Origin of the sequence: Bacillus rugosus, assembly GCF_023238245.1 — a bacterium.
Taxonomy (GTDB): domain Bacteria; phylum Bacillota; class Bacilli; order Bacillales; family Bacillaceae; genus Bacillus; species Bacillus rugosus.
The window spans coordinates 2,580,988-2,601,564 of the sequence record NZ_CP096590.1 but is presented as its reverse complement, the minus strand read 5'-3'; the positions used below and the strand labels follow the sequence as shown (position 1 = coordinate 2,601,564).

31 protein-coding genes and 3 pseudogenes are annotated in these 20,577 nt (G+C 36.6%); 28 read left to right on the top strand and 6 right to left on the bottom strand.

Features of this window, described 5'->3' with window-relative positions; all coding sequences use genetic code 11:
- Window positions 1-23: 23 nt before the first annotated feature.
- The 11 genes from M0696_RS13235 to M0696_RS13185 all read left to right on the top strand — a co-directional run bounded on the left by M0696_RS13235 (window position 24) and on the right by M0696_RS13185 (window position 7,622).
- The gene (locus M0696_RS13235; protein ID WP_222143207.1) at window positions 24-617 is read left to right on the top strand and encodes a TetR/AcrR family transcriptional regulator; all 594 of its coding nucleotides are present in this window, start codon (window positions 24-26) and stop codon (window positions 615-617) included.
- A 1,036-nt stretch (window positions 618-1,653) separates the two neighbouring features.
- A complete protein-coding gene (locus tag M0696_RS13230; protein ID WP_222143206.1) occupies window positions 1,654-2,220 on the top strand; it encodes a cupin domain-containing protein in 567 nt (188 codons plus the stop codon).
- Window positions 2,221-2,643: 423 nt separating this feature from the next.
- Window positions 2,644-2,967 carry a sulfurtransferase gene (locus tag M0696_RS13225; RefSeq protein ID WP_084995728.1) on the top strand — a complete coding sequence of 108 codons (324 nt, stop codon included), beginning with the start codon at window positions 2,644-2,646 and terminating at the stop codon, window positions 2,965-2,967.
- Between the two features lie 21 nt (window positions 2,968-2,988).
- The gene (locus M0696_RS13220; protein ID WP_024122213.1) at window positions 2,989-3,249 is read left to right on the top strand and encodes a metal-sensitive transcriptional regulator; all 261 of its coding nucleotides are present in this window, start codon (window positions 2,989-2,991) and stop codon (window positions 3,247-3,249) included.
- A gap of 166 nt (window positions 3,250-3,415) precedes the next feature.
- Window positions 3,416-3,898: a DsrE/DsrF/DrsH-like family protein gene (locus tag M0696_RS13215; protein WP_084995730.1), complete on the top strand. Its 483-nt coding sequence runs from the start codon at window positions 3,416-3,418 to the stop codon at window positions 3,896-3,898.
- Window positions 3,899-3,956: 58 nt separating this feature from the next.
- Window positions 3,957-4,325 (top strand): rhodanese-like domain-containing protein, encoded by a 369-nt coding sequence (locus M0696_RS13210; RefSeq protein ID WP_084995732.1) that lies wholly within the window; start codon window positions 3,957-3,959, stop codon window positions 4,323-4,325.
- A 57-nt stretch (window positions 4,326-4,382) separates the two neighbouring features.
- On the top strand, window positions 4,383-4,940 hold the full coding sequence (locus M0696_RS13205) for a sulfurtransferase TusA family protein (RefSeq protein ID WP_084995734.1): 558 nt from the start codon (window positions 4,383-4,385) through the stop codon (window positions 4,938-4,940).
- Between the two features lie 21 nt (window positions 4,941-4,961).
- Entirely contained in the window at window positions 4,962-5,357 is a 396-nt protein-coding gene (locus M0696_RS13200) for a DsrE/DsrF/DrsH-like family protein (RefSeq protein ID WP_222143205.1), read from the top strand.
- A gap of 38 nt (window positions 5,358-5,395) precedes the next feature.
- Complete coding sequence (locus tag M0696_RS13195; protein ID WP_084995738.1) at window positions 5,396-6,523, top strand: MBL fold metallo-hydrolase; 1,128 nt, start codon at window positions 5,396-5,398, stop codon at window positions 6,521-6,523.
- Window positions 6,524-6,557: 34 nt separating this feature from the next.
- Window positions 6,558-6,785, top strand: a complete 228-nt coding sequence (locus tag M0696_RS13190; protein WP_084995740.1) for a sulfurtransferase TusA family protein — start codon at window positions 6,558-6,560, stop codon at window positions 6,783-6,785.
- 60 nt (window positions 6,786-6,845) lie between these two features.
- Window positions 6,846-7,622 carry a sulfite exporter TauE/SafE family protein gene (locus tag M0696_RS13185; RefSeq protein ID WP_222143204.1) on the top strand — a complete coding sequence of 259 codons (777 nt, stop codon included), beginning with the start codon at window positions 6,846-6,848 and terminating at the stop codon, window positions 7,620-7,622.
- 265 nt (window positions 7,623-7,887) lie between these two features.
- Here the strand turns inward: M0696_RS13185 and M0696_RS13180 are convergent, their stop codons facing one another.
- Window positions 7,888-8,742 (bottom strand): ferritin family protein, encoded by an 855-nt coding sequence (locus M0696_RS13180; protein ID WP_222143414.1) that lies wholly within the window; start codon window positions 8,740-8,742, stop codon window positions 7,888-7,890.
- Window positions 8,743-8,943: 201 nt separating this feature from the next.
- On the opposite strand from M0696_RS13180, the gene M0696_RS13175 reads away from it, so the two are divergent.
- The 3 genes and pseudogenes from M0696_RS13175 to M0696_RS13165 all read left to right on the top strand — a co-directional run.
- Complete coding sequence (locus M0696_RS13175; protein WP_084995744.1) at window positions 8,944-9,654, top strand: DUF421 domain-containing protein; 711 nt, start codon at window positions 8,944-8,946, stop codon at window positions 9,652-9,654.
- 603 nt (window positions 9,655-10,257) lie between these two features.
- Window positions 10,258-10,436: pseudogene (locus M0696_RS13170) on the top strand (hypothetical protein).
- Window positions 10,394-10,566 (top strand): annotated as a pseudogene (locus M0696_RS13165) (recombinase family protein); the annotation flags it as partial. The pseudogenes M0696_RS13170 and M0696_RS13165, both read left to right, overlap by 43 nt.
- A 120-nt stretch (window positions 10,567-10,686) precedes the next feature.
- Here M0696_RS13165 and M0696_RS13160 read toward each other — a convergent pair.
- Window positions 10,687-11,085, bottom strand: a pseudogene (locus M0696_RS13160) (sigma-70 family RNA polymerase sigma factor); the annotation flags it as partial.
- Window positions 11,085-11,603 carry an ImmA/IrrE family metallo-endopeptidase gene (locus tag M0696_RS13155; protein WP_208561529.1) on the bottom strand — a complete coding sequence of 173 codons (519 nt, stop codon included), beginning with the start codon at window positions 11,601-11,603 and terminating at the stop codon, window positions 11,085-11,087. The pseudogene M0696_RS13160 and the gene M0696_RS13155, both read right to left, overlap by 1 nt.
- Window positions 11,604-11,853: 250 nt before the next feature.
- Between M0696_RS13155 and aadK the strand changes: the two genes are divergently transcribed.
- The gene (gene aadK / locus M0696_RS13150; RefSeq protein ID WP_248602046.1) at window positions 11,854-12,708 is read left to right on the top strand and encodes an aminoglycoside 6-adenylyltransferase AadK; all 855 of its coding nucleotides are present in this window, start codon (window positions 11,854-11,856) and stop codon (window positions 12,706-12,708) included.
- 93 nt (window positions 12,709-12,801) lie between these two features.
- On the opposite strand, the gene M0696_RS13145 is transcribed toward aadK, so the two are convergent.
- Entirely contained in the window at window positions 12,802-13,158 is a 357-nt protein-coding gene (locus tag M0696_RS13145) for a hypothetical protein (RefSeq protein ID WP_248602045.1), read from the bottom strand.
- 241 nt (window positions 13,159-13,399) lie between these two features.
- Window positions 13,400-13,753 (bottom strand): helix-turn-helix domain-containing protein, encoded by a 354-nt coding sequence (locus M0696_RS13140; RefSeq protein WP_021480133.1) that lies wholly within the window; start codon window positions 13,751-13,753, stop codon window positions 13,400-13,402.
- Between the two features lie 155 nt (window positions 13,754-13,908).
- Here M0696_RS13140 and M0696_RS13135 point away from each other — a divergent pair, with 155 nt between their 5' ends.
- The 13 genes from M0696_RS13135 (at window position 13,909) to M0696_RS13075 (ending at window position 19,957) form a co-directional block, all read left to right on the top strand.
- Complete coding sequence (locus M0696_RS13135) at window positions 13,909-14,148, top strand: helix-turn-helix transcriptional regulator (RefSeq protein ID WP_208561531.1); 240 nt, start codon at window positions 13,909-13,911, stop codon at window positions 14,146-14,148.
- Window positions 14,149-14,150: 2 nt separating this feature from the next.
- Window positions 14,151-14,291, top strand: a complete 141-nt coding sequence (locus M0696_RS13130) for a hypothetical protein (RefSeq protein ID WP_208561532.1) — start codon at window positions 14,151-14,153, stop codon at window positions 14,289-14,291.
- Window positions 14,292-14,364: 73 nt separating this feature from the next.
- Complete coding sequence (locus tag M0696_RS13125) at window positions 14,365-14,934, top strand: helix-turn-helix domain-containing protein (protein WP_248602044.1); 570 nt, start codon at window positions 14,365-14,367, stop codon at window positions 14,932-14,934.
- Entirely contained in the window at window positions 14,931-15,188 is a 258-nt protein-coding gene (locus tag M0696_RS13120) for a YqaH family protein (protein WP_248602043.1), read from the top strand. The genes M0696_RS13125 and M0696_RS13120 overlap by 4 nt, the downstream gene beginning before the upstream one ends.
- Window positions 15,185-15,358, top strand: coding sequence for a hypothetical protein (locus M0696_RS13115; RefSeq protein WP_122060486.1), 174 nt, complete (start codon window positions 15,185-15,187; stop codon window positions 15,356-15,358). Before M0696_RS13120 ends, M0696_RS13115 begins: the two co-directional genes overlap by 4 nt.
- Window positions 15,318-15,512 (top strand): YqaI family protein, encoded by a 195-nt coding sequence (locus M0696_RS13110; protein WP_003229905.1) that lies wholly within the window; start codon window positions 15,318-15,320, stop codon window positions 15,510-15,512. Before M0696_RS13115 ends, M0696_RS13110 begins: the two co-directional genes overlap by 41 nt.
- A gap of 104 nt (window positions 15,513-15,616) precedes the next feature.
- Window positions 15,617-16,573, top strand: a complete 957-nt coding sequence (locus M0696_RS13105; RefSeq protein WP_428830219.1) for a YqaJ viral recombinase family nuclease — start codon at window positions 15,617-15,619, stop codon at window positions 16,571-16,573.
- A 2-nt stretch (window positions 16,574-16,575) separates the two neighbouring features.
- Window positions 16,576-17,430 carry a recombinase RecT gene (locus tag M0696_RS13100; protein ID WP_235701226.1) on the top strand — a complete coding sequence of 285 codons (855 nt, stop codon included), beginning with the start codon at window positions 16,576-16,578 and terminating at the stop codon, window positions 17,428-17,430.
- A 75-nt stretch (window positions 17,431-17,505) separates the two neighbouring features.
- Window positions 17,506-18,183: a DnaD domain protein gene (locus tag M0696_RS13095; protein WP_248602774.1), complete on the top strand. Its 678-nt coding sequence runs from the start codon at window positions 17,506-17,508 to the stop codon at window positions 18,181-18,183.
- Window positions 18,065-19,006 carry an ATP-binding protein gene (locus M0696_RS13090; protein WP_248602042.1) on the top strand — a complete coding sequence of 314 codons (942 nt, stop codon included), beginning with the start codon at window positions 18,065-18,067 and terminating at the stop codon, window positions 19,004-19,006. Before M0696_RS13095 ends, M0696_RS13090 begins: the two co-directional genes overlap by 119 nt.
- On the top strand, window positions 18,997-19,146 hold the full coding sequence (locus tag M0696_RS13085; RefSeq protein WP_072175918.1) for a hypothetical protein: 150 nt from the start codon (window positions 18,997-18,999) through the stop codon (window positions 19,144-19,146). Before M0696_RS13090 ends, M0696_RS13085 begins: the two co-directional genes overlap by 10 nt.
- Window positions 19,147-19,240: 94 nt before the next feature.
- Window positions 19,241-19,669: a RusA family crossover junction endodeoxyribonuclease gene (locus M0696_RS13080; RefSeq protein ID WP_248602041.1), complete on the top strand. Its 429-nt coding sequence runs from the start codon at window positions 19,241-19,243 to the stop codon at window positions 19,667-19,669.
- A gap of 81 nt (window positions 19,670-19,750) precedes the next feature.
- Window positions 19,751-19,957: an XtrA/YqaO family protein gene (locus M0696_RS13075; protein ID WP_248602040.1), complete on the top strand. Its 207-nt coding sequence runs from the start codon at window positions 19,751-19,753 to the stop codon at window positions 19,955-19,957.
- Window positions 19,958-20,109: 152 nt separating this feature from the next.
- Here M0696_RS13075 and M0696_RS13070 read toward each other — a convergent pair whose 3' ends face one another.
- Window positions 20,110-20,469, bottom strand: coding sequence for a BLB8/JUQZ-1 family protein (locus tag M0696_RS13070; RefSeq protein ID WP_248602039.1), 360 nt, complete (start codon window positions 20,467-20,469; stop codon window positions 20,110-20,112).
- Window positions 20,470-20,577: the final 108 nt, after the last annotated feature.

The window sequence follows — 20,577 nt, the reverse complement described above, 5'->3', positions numbered from 1 at the left end:
GTTTAGCTTTCTGGAGGTTTATTATGAAGAAAAAAGCAGAAGAAAGAAAGAATCAAATATTAAGGGCAGCTTTCCAAGCTGTGTCAACACAAGGTTATAATTCAGTTACACTACAAAGTATTGCAGATCACGCAGGAGTTAGTAAGGGCGTCGTGCATTATTACTTTGATAATAAGGAAGATACCCTTTCTCAACTACTTGAGTGGCTTACAAATAAAATTTATAAACATGAATTGGAAGCAGTGGATTCGGAATCTACGCCACTGGATAAGTTGAAAGCTTATGTAAATTCAATATTTGTCTCTCCCGAGGAAAATGAAAAGTTTTATAAGGTTTATTTAGATTTCTTGTCTCAGGCAACCCGAAATGAAACGTACAGGAAAATTAACCATAGCTTTTATCAACAGTGCTGGGGCATCACATCTAACATTATTATTTTTGGACAGGAAACAGGCGTATTTGACCAAAGTATAGATGTTGAAAATGCTTCAAAAACAATGCGATCTATTGCAGATGGATTGCTCATTCAATGGCTAATGAGTGAAGATATAAATTCACATGAATATTATAAAGAGATTTGTTATCAGAGCTTTTTGAAGCATTTAAAGCTCACTTAATTCTATTGGTTTATCTCCATTCTTTACGTAACAGAAAAAGACATAACGAATCTAAAAACAGAATATGTCCCTTAATTAAGAAGTTAAATATAACAAGCGTTGATGAAGTAAGAAGGGGGCTAGAGTGTTATCTTTACAACCATATAATGAATGACTTCAGTGCTTCAAATAAAAGTTTTTTGTAATTATGATAAGCATCCACTTTATTGAGGGACTCAAACTAATAAAGAAGATACCAAACTGTATTGATATCCCTTTTGTTTTGGGAGTTTTATTAAATCTCCTTTATGAGTTCATGAATTGGCATCATTGACACATGCAATGTCATAAAAATATTCAGTGGTTTACATTTATTGAGGTACTTGAAGAATGAGGATACTAAATGAACAGGTTGGTATCTTTATCGTTTTAGCTCACCATTTTTTAACCATATTTCATATAAACGTATAGAAATGATGGCAAATAAATATAAGGAGTGTAGTGAAAATAAGCTTTCATAACTAATGATATGAATTTACTATGTTGAGGGCCTAGTCGATGTCGAAAAACCGATCGTTTTAACTATCGGTTTTTAAATGCTTTTTTCACACTCATTGAAAATGATTTCATTAGGACAAACAGTTATTACATAGCATTACCCAAGGGGTGATGCATTTTATGAAAGTGATAATCATCGAGGGACCGCAAGCTGACAAATGCATGAACGATTGCTATCTGGTTAGTGAATTTTAACTTCCAGAAACGATTATAGAGTCGGTGATAAATTATTCATCCGAATCAAATGGTGATCGAACAAAACGTTACTTAGAAGTAGATATTATAGAAGCATCTAGTGCAAATAAATCAGGGGTTATGAATATAAGTGATATGAGAATTCGGAAAGGGACATACAAAGAGGTCTTTTTAAATAATACATTTTACTTTAATTAAGAACGTCTATTTTTGTGTTAAATATAAATTTTCTTGATTTAGTAACACTCCCTTAATAAATGCATAGGATACTATCACAAAAATTTATAATTGTGGGGATCAAAATATGTACTATATACCTTTTTCGCCTCAATGTTATTATTATGTGACCGTACCGATGTATAACGATGGAAGATCTGTTTATTGGACTATTCCAAATGAGATGGAGCACGTACACAGATGTGCCGATTTGCGCTCTTCTTATGAAGATAGAAACCGTCTCTTAAAGGATTATGGACCAAAGCCATTTGTTGTAAATATCAATAGAGCCACAAAACAAAACAAAACGTTCCGTACTGCCTTATGGACAGGAAAACATTTTCAAGTAACTTTGATGAGTATTGGTATTGGAGAAGATATTGGTTTGGAAATGCATTCAAACGTCGATCAGTTCTTACGGATTGAGCAGGGTCGAGGGATCGTTAAAATGGGGAAGAGCAAAGATAATTTAAATTTTCAAAGAAATGTCTATGATGATTCTGCCATTGTTATACCTGCTGGCACTTGGCACAATGTGATTAATACAGGTAATACGCCGTTAAAACTATACTCAATTTATGCTCCTCCAAACCATCCATTTGGTACAGTTCATAAAACCAAAGCAGATGCAGCCGCTGCGGAAAGATTAGCATAATATTCTGCAGAATTCTGAGTAAGTCGAGTCACATCCGGCATGAAACATAGGGAACCAGTACCTACAAATTGTTCTTATACAAATGAAACTCAATTTAATATCCAAGCAGCGGAGGATTGCATGCTGTGCAGCGTATTAAAAATAGTTGCTGAGCAGATGAACATTTTAAAAGTAACTGATTAAACAAGTCGATTTAAATTAAAATCAGCTTGTTTCTTTATTCGAGTTACTATTAGTCGAATTGGCATTAGCGAAATGTAAGCACTTTTTCAAACTTTAGAGATTAAAATTAATCTAACAGTTCAAAGAAATTAACTTTCACACTTGACTATATACCTGCGGGGGTATATAGTTATTTTGTGAATAACATAGAGTTAATAAGGTGGTGTAGGTATCAATTATTTAGTTATTGCTTTCCTGATTATTTTTGTTATTACCATTGCCACGTATAGACGTTATTATCCTATAGTCGGAATCTCTTGTATTCATAAAGATAAATTAGAGGCTATGGACATGACAATATTAGATATTCGCCATTATAACGATGTACCCAATTTTTCGGATGATATTATTTTAAACATCCCATATGCGTATCTAAAACGTTTTTATTTAGAGATTCCTCGTGATAAAATACACATAATAGCTCGTGATCGGGTAGAATTAAATTTAGGAGTGCGTTTTCTAAAGCGCAAAGGTATCCATGTAAACAGTTATGAACTGGCAGCATGTAAATGTAAAAATAAATGAAAGAAAGGATTTCATTGATATATGGAGTATGATCAAAAGATTAAAAACCGCTTACGACGGATTGAAGGACAAATTAAAGGTGTATTGACTATGATGGAACAAGGAAAAGACTGTAGAGAAGTTGTGACTCAATTGGCAGCATCACGCAATGCTATCGACCGAGCATTAGGTGTTATAGTTAGTACAAATCTTGAACATTGTGTTCGTGAAAGCATAGAACAGGGAGAAGACACAGCAAACTTAGTAAAAGAGGCAGTAGACTTATTAGTAAAGAGTCGATAAAAAATTCATCAACCTATAATCTTTAAGGTTGACGAATTTTTATTTGTGTAATAATATACCCATACGGGTATATAGTTTTAACGGATTGCGTAATTGTATATCTTTCATTCAAAAATTTTTAGAATTTGAAATACCCATGGGGGTAATTTAGTTTAGGAGGAGAAACATGCCAGAACAAACAAAACGCACAACGATTGTCTTATTTAGCGGAGACTATGATAAAGCGATGGCAGCCTATATTATTGCAAATGGAGCTGCTGCCTATGACCATGAAGTGACCATCTTCCATACGTTTTGGGGATTAAACGCTTTACGTAAAGAAGAGATGATTCCAGTGAAAAAAGGATTTCTTGAAAACATGTTTGGAAAGATGATGCCTCGTGGTGCTGATAAGTTGGGTTTATCTAAAATGAACTTTGCAGGTATGGGTCCTAAAATGATTAAAAATGTGATGAAAAAGCATAATGCACTTACATTGCCTCAGTTGATTGAGATGGCTCAAGAACAGGGTGTAAAGCTCGTAGCTTGTACGATGACAATGGATCTGCTTGGTTTGCAGGAAAAAGAACTATTAGATGAAATCGACTATGCTGGTGTAGCAGCCTATTTGGCAGATGCTGAAGAAGGCAATGTCAACTTATTTATCTAATGTTATCCATTGCAAATTGATTGTAAATTGAATAAATGAAGGGAGGTTATATAACACTATGGATAGCGGCGTAATTATCAATACTTTACTCATTTTATTTTTACTTTGGATTGTATTTCGACGTTTTTTACCATTGCAAGGTGTTAAACAAATAACAACTGCTGATTTAAAGTCAGAGCTGAAAAATAAAGACATACAGTTTATAGATGTGCGAACACCTTATGAGTTTCGTACAAGGCATATTAAAGGGTTCAAAAATATTCCCTTGACTAACTTGCCTCGTTTAACTAATCAGCTTTCGAAAGACAAAGAAGTTTTTGTTATCTGTCAAAGCGGAATGAGAAGTTTAAAGGCAAGTAAAATATTGAAGAAACAAGGATTTAAAAACATCACAAATATAAAAGGGGGTATGAATACATGGTATTAACTGCTGCTTTTTGTATATTTATATACCCCCACCCCTATATGAGAAAAGGAGGAAAAAATGATGAAAGCAAATATTGTACTAGACGCTAAAGGTTTGGCGTGTCCAATGCCTATCGTAAAAACGAAGAAGAGAATGAAGGATTTAAAAGCTGGTGAAGTATTGGAAATTCAAGCAACAGATAAAGGTTCTACAGCAGATCTGGAAGCATGGGCAAAAAGTACAGGCCATGAATATCTAGGTACTGAAGCAGAGGGGAAAATACTTCGTCATTTTCTTCGAAAAGGAGGAAAGCATTCAGCAGAAAATGCATCTTCAATTCCTGAGATTTCATTAGAAGCTTTCAAACAGAAAGTGGATAGTGACGAGTCTCTTAACATTTTAGATGTACGAGAGATAGAGGAGTATGAAAAAGCTCATATCCCTGGAGTTGTGCATATCCCTCTTGGTGAAGTGGAAAAGCGCTCTAACGAATTAAACAAAAATGATGAAATTTATATTATCTGCCATTCGGGAAGAAGAAGTGAAATGGCGGCCCACACTATGAAAAAACAAGGTTTTAAAAAGGTTATTAATGTTGTTCCCGGTATGCGGGATTGGACAGGTAAAACAGAATAAATAAGAAAAGGATGATAACAAATGAGTACTAGAGTAGCAATTATTGCGGCAAATGGTGGTCTATTTGATGCTTATAAAGTATTTAATATTGCGACTGCGGCAGCAACAAGTGATCAAGAAGTATCTATCTTCTTTACATTCGAAGGATTAAATCTGATTCATAAGCAAGTACATCAAGAATTAGAAATGCCGCAAGGAAAAGAACACTTTGCGGAAGGATTTAAGAAAGCAAACGTGCCGTCTATTCCTGAACTGATTGAAATGGCACAAGAGATGGGTGTTAGATTTATTGGTTGTCAAATGACGATGGACGTTATGGATTTAACAAAAGAAGATTTTGTAGAAGGAATTGAAGTAGGCGGGGCTGTTACCTTCTTAGATTTTGCTAAAGATGCAGATGTATCTTTAACATTTTAGTCTACTTAATAAGATTTTGATATGGGAGGAAATTAAACATGACCTTGCAAGCACTTACCGCAAAAGAAGTCACACAAAAAATCTTTAACAAAGAACCTTTATTTATTCTGGATGTACGTAATGAAAATGATTTTAGCGATTGGAAGATTGAAGGGCATTATTTTGACCATTTAAATGTACCATATTTCGATCTTTTAGATGGCGTAGAAGATATCTTGGAGAAAATTCCTTCTGATAAAGAAGTGCTGGTCGTTTGTGCTAAAGAAGGTTCATCTGTCATGGTATCCGAAATGCTTTCTGAAGCAGGTCTTTCTGTATCCTACCTTAAGGGTGGGATGAAAGCATGGAGCGAACATTTAGAGCCGGTAAAAGTCGGGGATTTAAAGGATGGCGGCGAGATGTATCAGTTTGTTCGAATCGGGAAAGGCTGCCTGTCATACATGGTCATTTCCAATGGTGAAGCAGCGATTATTGATGCGACACGTATGGCGGATATTTTTATAGACTTTGCGAAAGAGAAGGGTGCGGAGATTACTCACGTATTTGATACACATCTTCACGCGGACCATATTTCAGGCGGCAGAGTCATTGCTGAAAAAACAAAAGCAACCTACTGGTTACCGCCTAAAGATGCTGAAGAAGTGGTATTCGATTATCAGCCGTTGGAAGAAGGAAATGACATGATTATTGGAAATACAAAGATTAAAATTCAACCGATTTATTCTCCGGGGCACACGATTGGCTCCACTTCTTTCATTGTCGATGATCTGTATCTTCTTTCAGGTGATATTTTGTTTATTGATTCAATTGGCAGACCAGACTTAGCCGGTATGGCAGAAGATTGGGTAGGAGATTTAAGAAAAACACTTTATAGCCGTTACAAAGCGTTATCAAAGGATTTAATTGTATTACCGGCACACTTTATGATCATTGACGAGCTAAATGAGAATGGAAGTGTTGGTAAAAAACTAAGTACATTATTTAGCGAGAACCATGGTTTGAACATTGCGGATGAAACAGAATTTAGACACCTAGTAACAGATCATTTGCCTCCGCAACCAAATGCATACCAAGAGATTCGAGAAACAAACATGGGGAAAATCAACCCAGATGAAGAAAAACAGCGTGAAATGGAGATTGGTCCAAACCGCTGTGCAATACGGTAACACAAAGTTTCTATTAAAAAGAGGAGAGATGAACATGAAATCAGATAAAGTATTAGACGCAAAAGGCCTGGCATGCCCAATGCCAATCGTCAGGACAAAAAAAGCGATGAATGAACTGCAATCAGGTCAAATATTAGAAGTGCATGCAACAGATAAGGGAGCTAAAAGTGATCTTGCAGCTTGGTCTAAATCAGGCGGGCATGACCTTTTAGAGCAAACTGATGAAGGTGATGTATTGAAATTCTGGATTAAAAAAGGCTAATAATGTGAAAGGGTATCGAACTAAAAAGATACCCTTTTCCTTTGAAAGGAGGAAACCAAAGTGGATATTGCCTTTATCACAACTCTTTTCATTATAGGGTTTATTGGTGCCTTTATTTCCGGAATGATTGGTATTGGCGGAGCAGTTATTAATTATCCAATGCTATTGTACATTCCTTCTTTAGTGGGAGTGATGTCATTAACTGCCCATGAAGTTTCAGGGATAGGGGCTATTCAAGTTTTCTTTGCGACACTCGGCGGTGTTTGGGCTTATCGTAAGAGTGGTCTTCTAAATAAAGCATTAATGATTTACATGGGAAGCAGCATCCTTGCAGGGAGTGTATTGGGGAGTTACTTTTCTCATTACATGTCTGAAAAAGGAATTAACTTTATATACGGAATTCTGGCTATTTTAGCAGTTATTTTAATGTTTATACCTAAAAAAGGACAAGAACATAGCGAAGACAAAGAAGTGATATTTAATAAATGGTTGGCTTCGTCCCTAGCGTTTATCATTGGTGGCGTATCAGGTATTTTAGGAGCTGGCGGCGCCTTTATCCTGGTCCCCATTATGTTATCGATTTTAAATATTCCTGTTAGAATCACAGTCGCTTCATCTCTTGCGATTACATTTCTTTCATCTATTGGCGCAACAGTTGGAAAAGTAATCACGGACCAGGTTCTTTTTATACCGGCTCTTGTTCTTATTATTGCTAGTTTAATTGCATCTCCTATAGGTGCAATAGTTGGACAAAAAGCAAATACAAAATTCCTGCAATGGATTTTGGCGCTATTAATATCAGCGACAGCCATTAAAATTTGGTTAGAGATCCTTTAATATGAGTCAGCTGTATGAAAGGTCAACAAGTTCATCAATCGTTGGTCTCCTATTTATGTTATGACACTTGGTCACGTTCAATAAATGTAATAAGGTTTCGAAGGCATTATCGGTATTCTCTTGGTAGTGCCAGTTCCCCTAAGGATTATGTGGAAATACAAAAAGATAGACCTTTGAGATTATGACAATCTTAAATTTGGTAAAAAGCTTTGTTTCTACCCCTACAAATTGAACTTTTCTTTTTGTAATGTTGATTTTAGAAGTTTTAGTCTAATCTCTCAAGACCTCTTCGGAAAGCCTCTAAATGATTTAATGATGCGTTGAGTAATGAAGTAAAAACTGTTCTTGCATCTGATGGAAGATCAAAAGTTAGAAACTTGTTATACATGGAGATGTTATCAATTTCTCCTTGGACTCCAGCAGCATATGCATCCTTAAGGGTTACTGGTGTAGTGACATATAATTGTGAGGTGTCTTTAGGTATCTGTACTTGGTATCGTTCAAAAAGAGAAAGTAATGCATTGATATGACGTAATTCTGCTTCTTTAATTTGTACAAAGGTTCGGATATCCCCGAAGTTTCTTAGAATTGCATTGTACCTTGCTTGAGCTAAGTACTCATCCTGAATGGCAAAGGTAAGCATTTGTGGTAAGGTGAGTCTACCGGCATTTAAAGCCCCCTTTGCCCCATAATTAACTTGACGGGTTTGTTGTGTAGACCGAGGGTTTAAAAAAAATAGAAACCATACTGCATGATTTTGTTCATCAGCGGCAGCACGCTGAAAAATCTTTTTAATTGACTTATCTTGTATTCGATCTGCTAAATCTAAATAAAAATCCACTGTCTCCTGCTCATCTTTAAAAGCAGACTCTAGGCTTGTTCTAAAACTTTTAGGGCATTCTTCCGTAATTTTTGGAATTGATTTTCTGCCTGTAAGATTAGTGTAAATCGTGCTGAATTCTTCAAAATGCCGTTGTTCATCTTGTCTAATTTCAAGTATTTGTTTTCTTATTTCTTCTTTGGGGGCTTGTGTGGCTATTTGCTTATAACAGAGAATGGCGCTATACTCTCCGTTAATTGCCTTGTGGATGTCATTAATTAGTATCCTGTCAGTAGACATACGAAATGTATCGCTTATATAAGGGTTATAAATAAAATAAGGGTACACAATTTCACCGTCCTATTTGCGGAATTTACTAATGTAGCATATGTCTGATACAACAATGAGTGCATGTATATATTGATTAAGAATCGTTCTAGTATATATAAGATCTCTTTTGTCTATGATGTTTTTAGAAAATACAATAAGTTGGTGAGATCTATGAGTGAACATGTTGAAGTAATCCTTCGATCGATTCTTGCCTTTAGCATTTTATTGGTAGGGTCAAGATTATTGGGAAAACAAACAATTTCACAAATGAATATCTTTGATTTTATTGCTTCAATTACATTAGGAGCAATTACTGCAAACCTGGCTTTTAATACTTCACTTAAAATTCATCACATGGTACTTGCTTTCTCTATATTTGTATTTGTTATCTTAGCAACTGCCTACCTATCCCTTTGGAATCAAAAAGCTCGGAAATTCTTTGCTGGAGATCCAACTGTTGTGATTGAAAATGGGAAAATTCTTGAACACAACATGCGCAAGATGCGATATACAATTGACTATTTAAATCAACAATTAAGAGAAAAAGATGTATTCAAAATTGAAGAAGTGCTATATGCGATCATTGAAACAAACGGGACATTAACAGTATTAAAAAAACCTCAATTTCAAAATGTGACAAAAAAGGATTTATGGGTTGCCACTGCACAAGAAGGGAAGCTCCCAATTGAGTTAATCATGGATGGGAAAATGAAAGAGGAAAACTTAAAAGAAAATCAACTCACTCGGGCATGGTTGCAATCCGAGTTGAAAAAGCGAGGTCTATCGGCGGATGAAATTTTTTATGCAGTATTTTCACCTGGCGGAAATATTTATATAGATACATATGAAGACCTTATAAATTATTCTATTGATAAAGAATAAATGTAAAACTTGCTGGCAACTAAAAAATTTATATTAATTGGATTCCCAGTAGGTAGTTGGGTGATTCGATTAATGCAAGTAACTTTCTGCTTATAGATACTCTTTAATTTTTGTTGTGGTTAATTACAAGAAAAACTTCACCATCACAAATTAAAGAGCAGATACAGAGGCTACGGATGATGAGTTTTGATACTCTACATAAGTTTGAGCAATCTAAAATTCCGCATGGTATGAAATACGGAGAACCAGAATTGGTTCTTAAATGAAAATCAATTTGATATGTTCAAAGTAGACATTAGGGAATATAACACTTTTGGGAAATGTTGTTTGGTACTGTAAGTCATGAAGTAGCTAAACATGTGAACCGTCCTGTGATTACTTTAAAAGAATTGAGTCGATTTAAAATATTATGTTAGTAGACATGGCACAAGTGGTATGTTATGCTTGGTTATAAAAAACTCTTTATTGGAGACTTAGGAAAGTCAGATAAAAACCGATAGTTTGAAACCATCGGTTTTTTTATAATGTTTTCATACTCATTGAAAATCTCCTCATTAGGACAAACCGCCTTTACATAGCATTACCCAAGGGGTGATGCATTTTATGAAGGTAATAATCATCGAGGGACCTCAAGCTGACAAATGCATTAACGATGGCTATCATTATTTAATAAAACTTTATAGGAAGGAGATCCAGGGTGATAGCAATATATGTAAGGGTATCGACCGAGGAACAAGCGATCAAGGGATCGAGCGTCGACAGCCAAATCGAGGCCTGTATAAAGAAAGCAGGTGCTAGGGTGTGCTGAAGTATGCCGATGAAGGGTTTTCTGGAGAGCTTTTAGAACGTCCAGCTTTGAATCGCTTGAGGGAGGATGCAAGTAAAGGGCTTATTATAAGACAAGTCATGTGCCTTTCTTGGAGAGTTTATTAGCGATTAAAAAATGATGTTCATAACTCTTTTATATTTTTTCTCTATTTCTTTTAAAAAGTAATAGAGAAAGCCGGAATGTGAGATCCGGCCTGTTCTACATCATTTCCCCTTAGCTTTCTTCCGCTTCTCCTTCTCCGCCCGGTAAAACTCATGAAACATCTTCATCAGCGCCCGCTTTTCAATCCGTGATACATAGCTGCGCGAGATACCGAGTTCTTTGGCAATCTCACGCTGTGTTTTTTCCTTCTTCAAATCAAGCCCAAACCGCCCGACAATCACTTCCTTTTCACGGTCATCTAAAATGTCAATGTATTGCTTCACTTTTTCAAGCTCCATATTGAGCTGAATCGTATCAATCACGTCTTCATTTTCTGATTTTAGTACATCGATCAGGCTTATTTCATTCCCTTCCTTATCCTGCCCGATTGGATCATGAAGGGAGACGTCTTTTTTTGTTTTTTTCAATGCGCGCAAATGCATGAGGATTTCATTATTAATTACAAAAGGGGGGTGCATAAATTTTCCGTAACAGTTTGACTAAATAACTGTTGGGTCAGTTTCCTGTAATAAATGCTCAAACGTTTCTTAGCGAATGAAGGGGATACCTTAAATAACCAAGCTACATTTTCAATTGCATGTGAGTGTATGTACGAAAGATTAATATTACGCAACATGAAAGTTGGAATGCAAAAGTGATATGTAAAATAATTGGACTGCCACTCTAAATAATCGGTCCAAGTGGTCGGCATTGTTTTTTTATCGCCTTCATGTCTATATATATGGCAAAATTCATGAGCGAAATCATACCATTGTTCAATTCGACTTTTTCGGCTGTCCAAGCATATGTTATAAATTCCGCTGTGTTTAAGTGCGAAGCTTGTAACAGGTTTAAATGAAAGCCTGATATCTAATGACTCGGCAATACGTTCAAAATTAATTTGTTCAGGTTCTGTAATATCAATCTTCCTGTATAAGTTTTCAATCCAATCCTCTAAATGACTGTTTGTATACCTCAAGATGAAAAACCTCCTTAAAGACGACAATCTAAAAATTGGATTCGTTAAATATTATAGGGAAAACTAAGACTTTTTTCATAGGAAAATGCATCTAAGATAGGGGTGGTGTTTATTGAGGAGCTGCTAAGTATTTAATGACAATAATTGATAATGAAAAGTGTTTGTTTCATAATTAGAGCAATATTCAGTTTTAGAGTTAGAGGTATATAGGCTCCAAAAAGAAAAGGTGCGAAACGGAGGAATACATGCAATGCGAAGTGAACAGGTAATGATGGACATTTTTTTAGACTTTGCTTTGAATGATGAAAGAATCCGATTGGTTACTTTGGAAGGATCACGTACAAACAGAAATATTCTCCCTGACAACTTCCAAGACTATGACATTTCTTATTTTGTAACTGATATGGAATCTTTTAAAGAAAATGATCGGTGGCTTGAATTATTTGGTACTCGGATTATGATGCAAAAACCCGAAGATATGGAGCTTTTTCCTCCCGAATTAGGTAACTGGTTTTCATACATCATTCTTTTTGAGGATGGTAACAAATTAGATCTAACCCTTATTCCAATCAGTGAAGTAGAAGATTATTTTGCTAAGAACGATGGTTTGGTTGAGGTCCTGCTTGATAAGGATAATTTAATTAAAAATAATGTAATCCCAAATGACCGTCAATATTGGATTAAAAAGCCTTCTGCAAGGGAATTTGATGATTGCTGTAATGAGTTCTGGATGGTTTCGACTTACGTAGTAAAAGGATTAGCAAGAAAAGAAATACTTTTTGCAATTGACCATTTAAATGAGATTGTACGTCCTAATTTATTGAGAATGATGGCTTGGCATATTGCATCCCAGCAAGGGTATACATTTAGTATTGGGAAGAACTATAAATTTATTAAACGTTACCTTTCAAATAAAGAATGGGAAGAGCTAATGTCTACATATTCTATGAATGAGTATCAAGAAATGTGGAAGTCGTTATTTACTTGCTATGAATTATTTAGGAAATATTCAAAAGTTGTATCAGAAAGTCTTAGATATAAGTATCCAGATTATGATAAAGGCATCACAAAATATACGGAAAGTATTTATAACTCATTAAAATGAATGCATAAACCCGCCTCCTTAGCGGGAGGTTTCTTGTGTACAAAGAAGAAATTAAACTAATGAAAAAAGAAGAGTCTATCATAATACTCTTCTCTAAATTCTTTCAGTCTTCATTTTTCCTTTCCTTACAAATACCATGATTGCGGGGATGATCATAAGTATAGCTGGTATTAAGTAGAACCAATCAATACATATAAGTCCTCCCCCTGAGACAAATAGTAGAACACTGCTCAACTTTGGCTTAAATAAGACAACAATTGAAGCTGTAAACCCAATACATGAAAGGATCAAAGATACCCATGCCTCAACAAGAAGGTCGCTTGTCATTTCAAAGTATCTAATTAAATGAAAAAATAAATCAAGATAGGCGATAACTAAAGCTAAAATTGATGCTACAACACCCAATAGGCTCCCTGTCAAACTTAAAAAAAACTCAATGGTTCTCTTCACAATAAACGCTCCTTATGTAATCAGGCCACTTCATTTTTATATATGAAAATGTAAAAGAAACATAAATGAAAATATAAATGAGAAAAACAACAAAAACCCTTGCCACGTAAGGGTTTGTAAGGGATTCAAAAATCACTTTATAAATGAGGATATGATTGAGATATAAATGAGAATCTAAATCTTATTAGTAAACAGAATTAAACATAATAAACAGAAATAAATAATAATAAACTAACTGCGTTTATTTATCTGATTTCCGTCTTTCCTTTAATTGCTCCGTTATAATCTCCAAAGCAGCCTGTAAGATCTCATCTGTTACCTCACCGTCTTTTGCTGCAAGGAACGTTTCAGGATCGTTTAACACTTTTTTTGCATCGTCAGTGATTATATTGGATGATTTATCTTTTCCTCTTAAAAGGTAGTCTGTAGATACATCAAAAAAGTCGGCTATTTTGATTAATGTTTCGTAATCAGGTTCGCGAGTGCCTTGTTCATAATTAGCAAGTTTTCCTCTTGAAAAGCCTAATCTGTCTGCGAGTTCATATTGGCTTAGACCTTTTTCTTTTCTTAAAGCTGCTATCCTTTTACCTAACATATACACTCACTCCTTGTTATTAATTATAACTTGGAAACTAAGCGTTTCTACATTTAGAAACAAAAAGTTTCTAAAAACACTTGACGGACACGTTTTGTGTCCTGTATATTATAAATCGTAAAAGGAAACAAAACGTTTCTAAGGGGGTGTTATAAGTGGAAAGGGAAGTTTTGTTTTCCTTACGTGGAAACACGTCAAGAACAGTTGTTGCTAATGACTTAAACATAACTCCACAGATGCTAGGGGCAATTGAAAGAGGGGATAGAACTCCCTCCTTAAGTCTGGCCAAAAAGATTGCAGACTATTATGGAACAACTGTAGATGAAATTTTTTTTACTCAAAGTGGACACGAAACGTGTCTTAAATATAAGACAAGTACAGATAAGGGGGCTTAATTATGAAAGTCATCTTGAAAAAAGGACCGCTGTTTGAACAGGCAGAGGCCAAAGCTTACAAATACCTCAGTGGCATACTTGTTCAGCGAATGAATGAACATCAAGAGAAGCTTGCGCAACAAAATAAAAAGGAATCAGCCTAAGGCATTTATAAACAGCATGGTCTTTTAACTTTAATTTTAAAACTAAAAACTCAATATATCAGGAGGCAAACATATGGAGAACAACCCATACAACATGCGGAATTTACCGCAGATTATGCGTAGTGCCCGTAAGGCTGCAGGTCTTTCCCAATACCAAATCGGCAAATTAATCGGAGGTAAGGATCAAAGGTATGTTTCTGATGTTGAAAATGGACTTGCCAAGCTCACTCCAGAGTTATGTATCAAGTGGTTTGAGAAGTGCGATGCCTATGAACATATTGATCTTGTCCATTACTTATTTAAACTTCATCCCACAGCCGCTGCTCCTATTGATCCGGCACTTAATGAATGTGCAAGTAATGCGGTGATTAATATGGTTCACCAATTGGAAGAAGCACTGCAATCCACCAAACATTTAGCCCGTTGGCTTACGGATAATAGACCAGGTAAAACTGAAGAACTGCCTATGGCTGATATTAAACAGATTTTTGATTTGATTGCGGCTAACAAAACATTAATTTACTCGCTTGTTCGTACTCACGGATTGAAAATGCAGGAGCTAGCCGACAGGTGGACGCGGAAAGCACTAGTTGATCAAGTGGCTATGGCGAAACAAGAAGGAAGGCAGGCGGTTTCAATATGAATACTAATCATTTCTTGAAGTCAGATGTTCCTATCGCAAAAAGAAAAATTGAATCAGCAGAAAAGCTATCAATCATGCTGTCAGAGGCATTACGTGATGGTGATTATGAAGAAGCTATTAGTCTTGCTGGAAGTATCAAGGTTCTTACTGAGGATATTAGCCGACTTGCAAACAAAGGACGTCTTTATGAAACGGCATTAAAAATGCAACAGCAAGGTATCAACTTAACTGTAGTGAGCAGGTGTATAGGATAATGGTTCATTTTGTTCATAAACCGGCAACTGCTCTGGAAGTTCGTAAATGGTGTGCGATGATTCGTAACAATAGTGAATTCCATCTGTTATGGGATAGACGTGCAGACAAATTCAGAGAGGAGAATATGAATGGTCGAAAACCCAATGGTCATAAACAACTGGCACGATAAGCTAACTGAAACGGATGTGCAAATAGATTTTTACGGTGATGAAGTAACACCAGTTGATGATTATGTAATTGATGGCGGCGAAATCATTCTCAGAGAGAACTTGGAAAGATATCTAAGGGAGCAACTTGGTTTTGAATTTAAAAATGCGCAATAAAAAAGCCCACTCGGCAAAGTGGACTTCTTTAAAGGCTATCAATAAAAACTCATGTGCAAATATTTTATCAGATAGCCTCAATAAAAACAATGGGGGTTAGGGTTATGACAAGAAGAGCTGAGGTTCTTGCTAAGACTTCTGAAATGAGCCGTGATGAATGGCTTATTGAAAGAAGAAAAGGAATTGGCGGCTCAGATGCATCCATTATCTTGGGGTTAAACAAGTGGAAGACACCTTTTGAGTTATGGTTAGACAAAACAGGACAGGTCCCTATAAGTGAATCGCAAAGTGAAGCTGCTTACTTTGGATCATTGCTAGAAGACATTGTTGCAAAAGAATTTGAGATTCGTAGTGGCAAGAAGGTTAGACGTAAAAAAGCAATACTTAGACATCCAGAACATGATTTCATTTTGGCTAATGTAGACCGAATGATCGTTGGTGAAAAAGCGATCCTTGAATGTAAAACAACCTCTGCCTACAACTTAAAAGAATGGGAAGACGAAGAAATCCCCGAGAGCTATATCGTGCAGGTCCAGCATTATCTGGGTGTGCTTGGACCTGAATATCAGAAAGCCTACTTTGCTGTGCTGATCGGCGGAAACAAATTTGTCTGGAAAGAGATTGAGAGAGACGACGAGTTAATTGACATGATCTTTGAAGCAGAGATTGAGTTCTGGAATGACAAGGTCTTAGGCGGACAAGCTCCTACTTTAGATGGTTCAAGTGCGGCGGAGGAATATCTCAAAAAACGATATGCCGAATCGGAAAATAACAAAGCTATTGATTTAACAGGGGCTAATCGAGAACGTATTCAACAATATTTGTGCCTAAAAGAACAGATCACAGAGCTTCAAAGCCAGGCAAAAGAATTAGAAAATCAGATCAAACATGAAATGAAGGATGCAGAGTATGGGTTTATTGGAAACTATCAAGCTTGTTGGAAGCCAGTTGTCTCAAATCGAGTTGACACGAAAAAGCTCAAAGAGCAGTTTCCGGATATTTACGAAAAGGTCAAAAAGGAAACTCATTTCAGACGTTTTGGAATCAAGGAGGTTAGCTGATTATGGCTACTAATCAATCAATTAAAAACAACATCCAAAAGAAACAAAAAAACGCACCTGTGCAACAACAAGGAGCAACCATGAAAGGGCTACTTTCCTCACCATCTGTTATTAAACGATTTGAGGAAGTGTTAGGGAAGAGGGCTACACAGTTTACTGCTTCTATCTTAAGCCTTTATAACAGCGAGCAGATGCTACAGAAAACAGATCCTATGAGCGTTATTTCATCTGCAATGGTGGCAGCTACACTCGACCTGCCTATAGATAAAAACTTAGGGTATGCCTGGATTGTACCTTACGGAGGAAAGGCTCAATTCCAGCTAGGATACAAAGGATATATACAGCTAGCCTTACGAACAGGCCAATATAAATCCATCAATTGCATACCGATTCACGAAGGCGAATTGCAGAAGTGGAATCCGTTGACTGAGGAGATCGAGATTGATTTTGAAAAACGAGAATCAGACGCGGTAATTGGTTATGCAGCTTATTTTGAGTTGATAAATGGCTTCCGAAAAACAGTGTACTGGACAAAGGCACAAGTGGAGAAACACAAAACGAAATTCAGTAAGTCTGATTTTGGATGGAAAAATGACTGGGATGCGATGGCACTTAAGACTGTATTAAAAGCAGTTTTGAGCAAGTGGGGGATTCTCTCTGTTGAAATGCAAAAAGCAGTTATTGAGGAAGATGAAACAAGGGAACGGATTGACATTACCAATGAGGCAGACAGTTCAGAAATTATCAATTCCGAGCCTTCAAACAAAGAAGAAACAGAAAAATTAAGCGCGCAAGAATCCGATCCTTTTGACGGTAAGCCTGTAGATATAAAAGACGATGAACTTCCGTTTGATTGAGGTCGAATCTGTGACATAACTGAACTCTGTGAAAGGAAGTAGGTGAGTGACTTGGACATAAAAGCAATGGGGTATGTGGTCATACCCCGACTACCATTCAAAGAGTTTAGGGATGAAAAAATTTATGACCACTTGTTCAAAAGAGCTGAATACAGGCCAAATCAAGAGCTAGAACTTGGGCAGACCATTATCAAAGTTGTGGAACTTGCAAAAGATTTTAACTGGTCAGCTGCACAGATCAAATACTCACTAGACCGAATGGAGAAACAGGGATATATCAAATTGCACCGTCTTCCGCAAAAAAGAGGATTCATCGTCACTATACTTCATTATGCAGACTACATACAGCTAGGAAATTACATGAAGAAAAAAGCTTTGGAACCAGCTGAGATTGAACATCAGGAGGTCGATGACAAAATGAAAAATGCCTTTGAGCTATATGAAAACAAAGTTGCTCGGTCAGTCGGCCCGATTGAGGCACAGCGAATTGGATACATGGTCGACGATTATGGTGAAGAAAAAGTGATGGAGGCTATCAAGACAGCGTTTCAATTAAAGGGGAAAGCTGCAAGTTTGTCATACGTTCAAGCCATCTTATCAAATCCATTCACTCAAAAGAGAAAGGAGAAACAATATGGCTATAAACAAAGCAGTCAGTATAGACACCGCATTTCAAACGATCATGCAGGAGCTTCGGGAAAAGTCAGCCCACTTTTTGGTAACAAAACAGGCCGCATCCGAAGAAAAGGCTGAATTTGATTGTCCTTATTGTAAGGATCGTGGAATTGTCGTTTATCGGGTCCATAAAGATACTCCTTGGCATTTGGATGAACAGTTAGATCTTATGGTTCCAGATGATATGGTATCGGAGGATGATTTTCTTTTGGGAAAGGTTTGCACGCCGGACAAAGCTAGTGAATGGAAAGATACTTATTCAAAGCAGTGCGAGTGTGTGAGACGAAAGAAAATAGCCAGACTCATGGCAGCTAGTGGCATTACAGAAGAGTTTGAAAAGCTTCTCTTTGGTAACTTCATCACGGATGGTAAACCTGACATGATCAAGGACGCTTATGAGTGTGCAGTGGAATACTATAAAGATTTTCAAAAGATCAAAGGAGAAAGGCAAAACAGTATCGCATTACTTGGACAGCCAGGCAGTGGCAAAACTCATTTGCTCACGGCGATTATGAATAATCTGATCAAGAAAAAATCAGTACACTGTATGTATTTCCCTTACGTAGAGGGCATGGGTGATTTGAAAGCTAACTTTGATAACTTAGAAGCGAAACTCGATGCCATGAGAAAGATCGAAGTTCTATTCATTGATGACTTATTTAAACCAATAAACGGTCAACCAAGGGCAACTGACTGGCAGGTTGAACAAATTCAGTCAGTCTTAAACTACCGATATTTAAATCACAAGCCTTTGCTGATTTCTTCGGAGTTAACAATCGATGAAATTTTGAACATTGACGAGGCTCTTGGTTCACGAATTCACCAGATGTGCCGTGATTACATAGTGATTATTAAAGGCGATCGAATGCAATTAAATCATAGGTTAGGTGATTGGGAATGAAAAAGAAAACGAATATAAAAGCAGCTGATGGACTTTATATATTTGGACCTCTAAGTCCTACAGAAGGTAAAGATCTTACGCCAACTATCCGTTTACTTGAGGAAAAAATAAAGCAAATGGAGCGAATGCTGAGTGCTTAAAGCAGTTGTGTCTCTGCTGACAATTTTACTCTCCGCACCGAGAATAGAAAAAGAAATTCAGCTATGGGAACAGCTTGACGGGAGGTAAGAACAGTTGGATTGCATTAAGTTCACTGTTTATGGTGAGCCAGTCACACAAGGACGGCCGCGTGGATCAATACGAAATGGGAAGGTTCATATGCGTGATCCAGCGAAATCAAAGTATTTCAAACAGTATGTAGCTTTGGTTGCGTCTCAGCATCGACCAGAAACAATTATTACTGGTCCTGTCTCAATGGATGTCAAAGTGTACAGACCAATGCCAAAATCAGTTTCAAACTCATCAAAGAAGAAAGAAAAAGCTGAAAAGGGTCTTCTGCGGCCTACTACAAAGCCTGATGTTGATAACTATGTAAAGGGTGTAAAAGATGCCCTGAATCATCTTATTTACAAAGATGATAGCCAAGTAGTGGACCTGAAAGTTAGCAAGTTTTATAGCGAAGAGCCAAGGGTGGAGATCAAGATAAAAGAGGTTTCTGCCTAAAAATAAAAAACACCGAAGCGCTTAGCCTCAGTGTTCTTGATATGAACTGGTACTTCTATCATAACATAGGGGGCGCTTTGAGTGTACAATCCAAGAGAAATAAACATCAAAAAAGACTTAACTATTCAGCAGAAGATTGACCCGGGGAAAGTTCAAATCATTGTCTTAGATGGGAATCAAGGTACGGCCCATGTCTTAGATGCTCCGGAGCACGGTAAAACTGTGATCCAAACTGTGAAGGGGAGCTTTGCGCGGGTTGATCATGAGATAGGGTTTAAGGTGAGATAATAAATTAAGGAAACATAACTATTAACATAAATAAGCATAAAACTGATTGGGAGCTAACAATTAACCGGTTAGAAGTTGGGATTATTAGAACTCTATATGTTTTTTTAATAAGTGAATGTAAATAAAAGCCTCTATAAAGAGGCTTTTAGATCCTATTTTCTAACTGTAACATAAAGGGCGCCTAATAAAGCACCGTTTGATTTATACATCCAAACTTCTGCTTTATTACTACCTGAGTCTTTCAAACCTACAATTTCACGACCAGATACTTCGACATACTGAGATCCCTTAACAACGACAGCCCAAGAAGCATTATCATCGATTGGATAAGAATTGCCTACGTTAATAGTTACGCTTCTAGCCATCGTTTTAAAAGGGGCATCTTCTGATAATGAATTCAAATGCATGGGTTGGTTAGATTGAACTGGTTCTTGAGCAGATGCTATACCACCAATAGAGAAGGATAAAGCAGAGACCGCAAGCAGGGATGCTACAGATTTTCTTAATTTCATTCTAAACACTCCTTTAATTTTCTTGTGTGCATTAGAATAGTTCACCATTAGTTAAGTTTTCCCTTGTAAATAAGTGTTAATTATTTGTGAACGGTTACTCTGTGATAT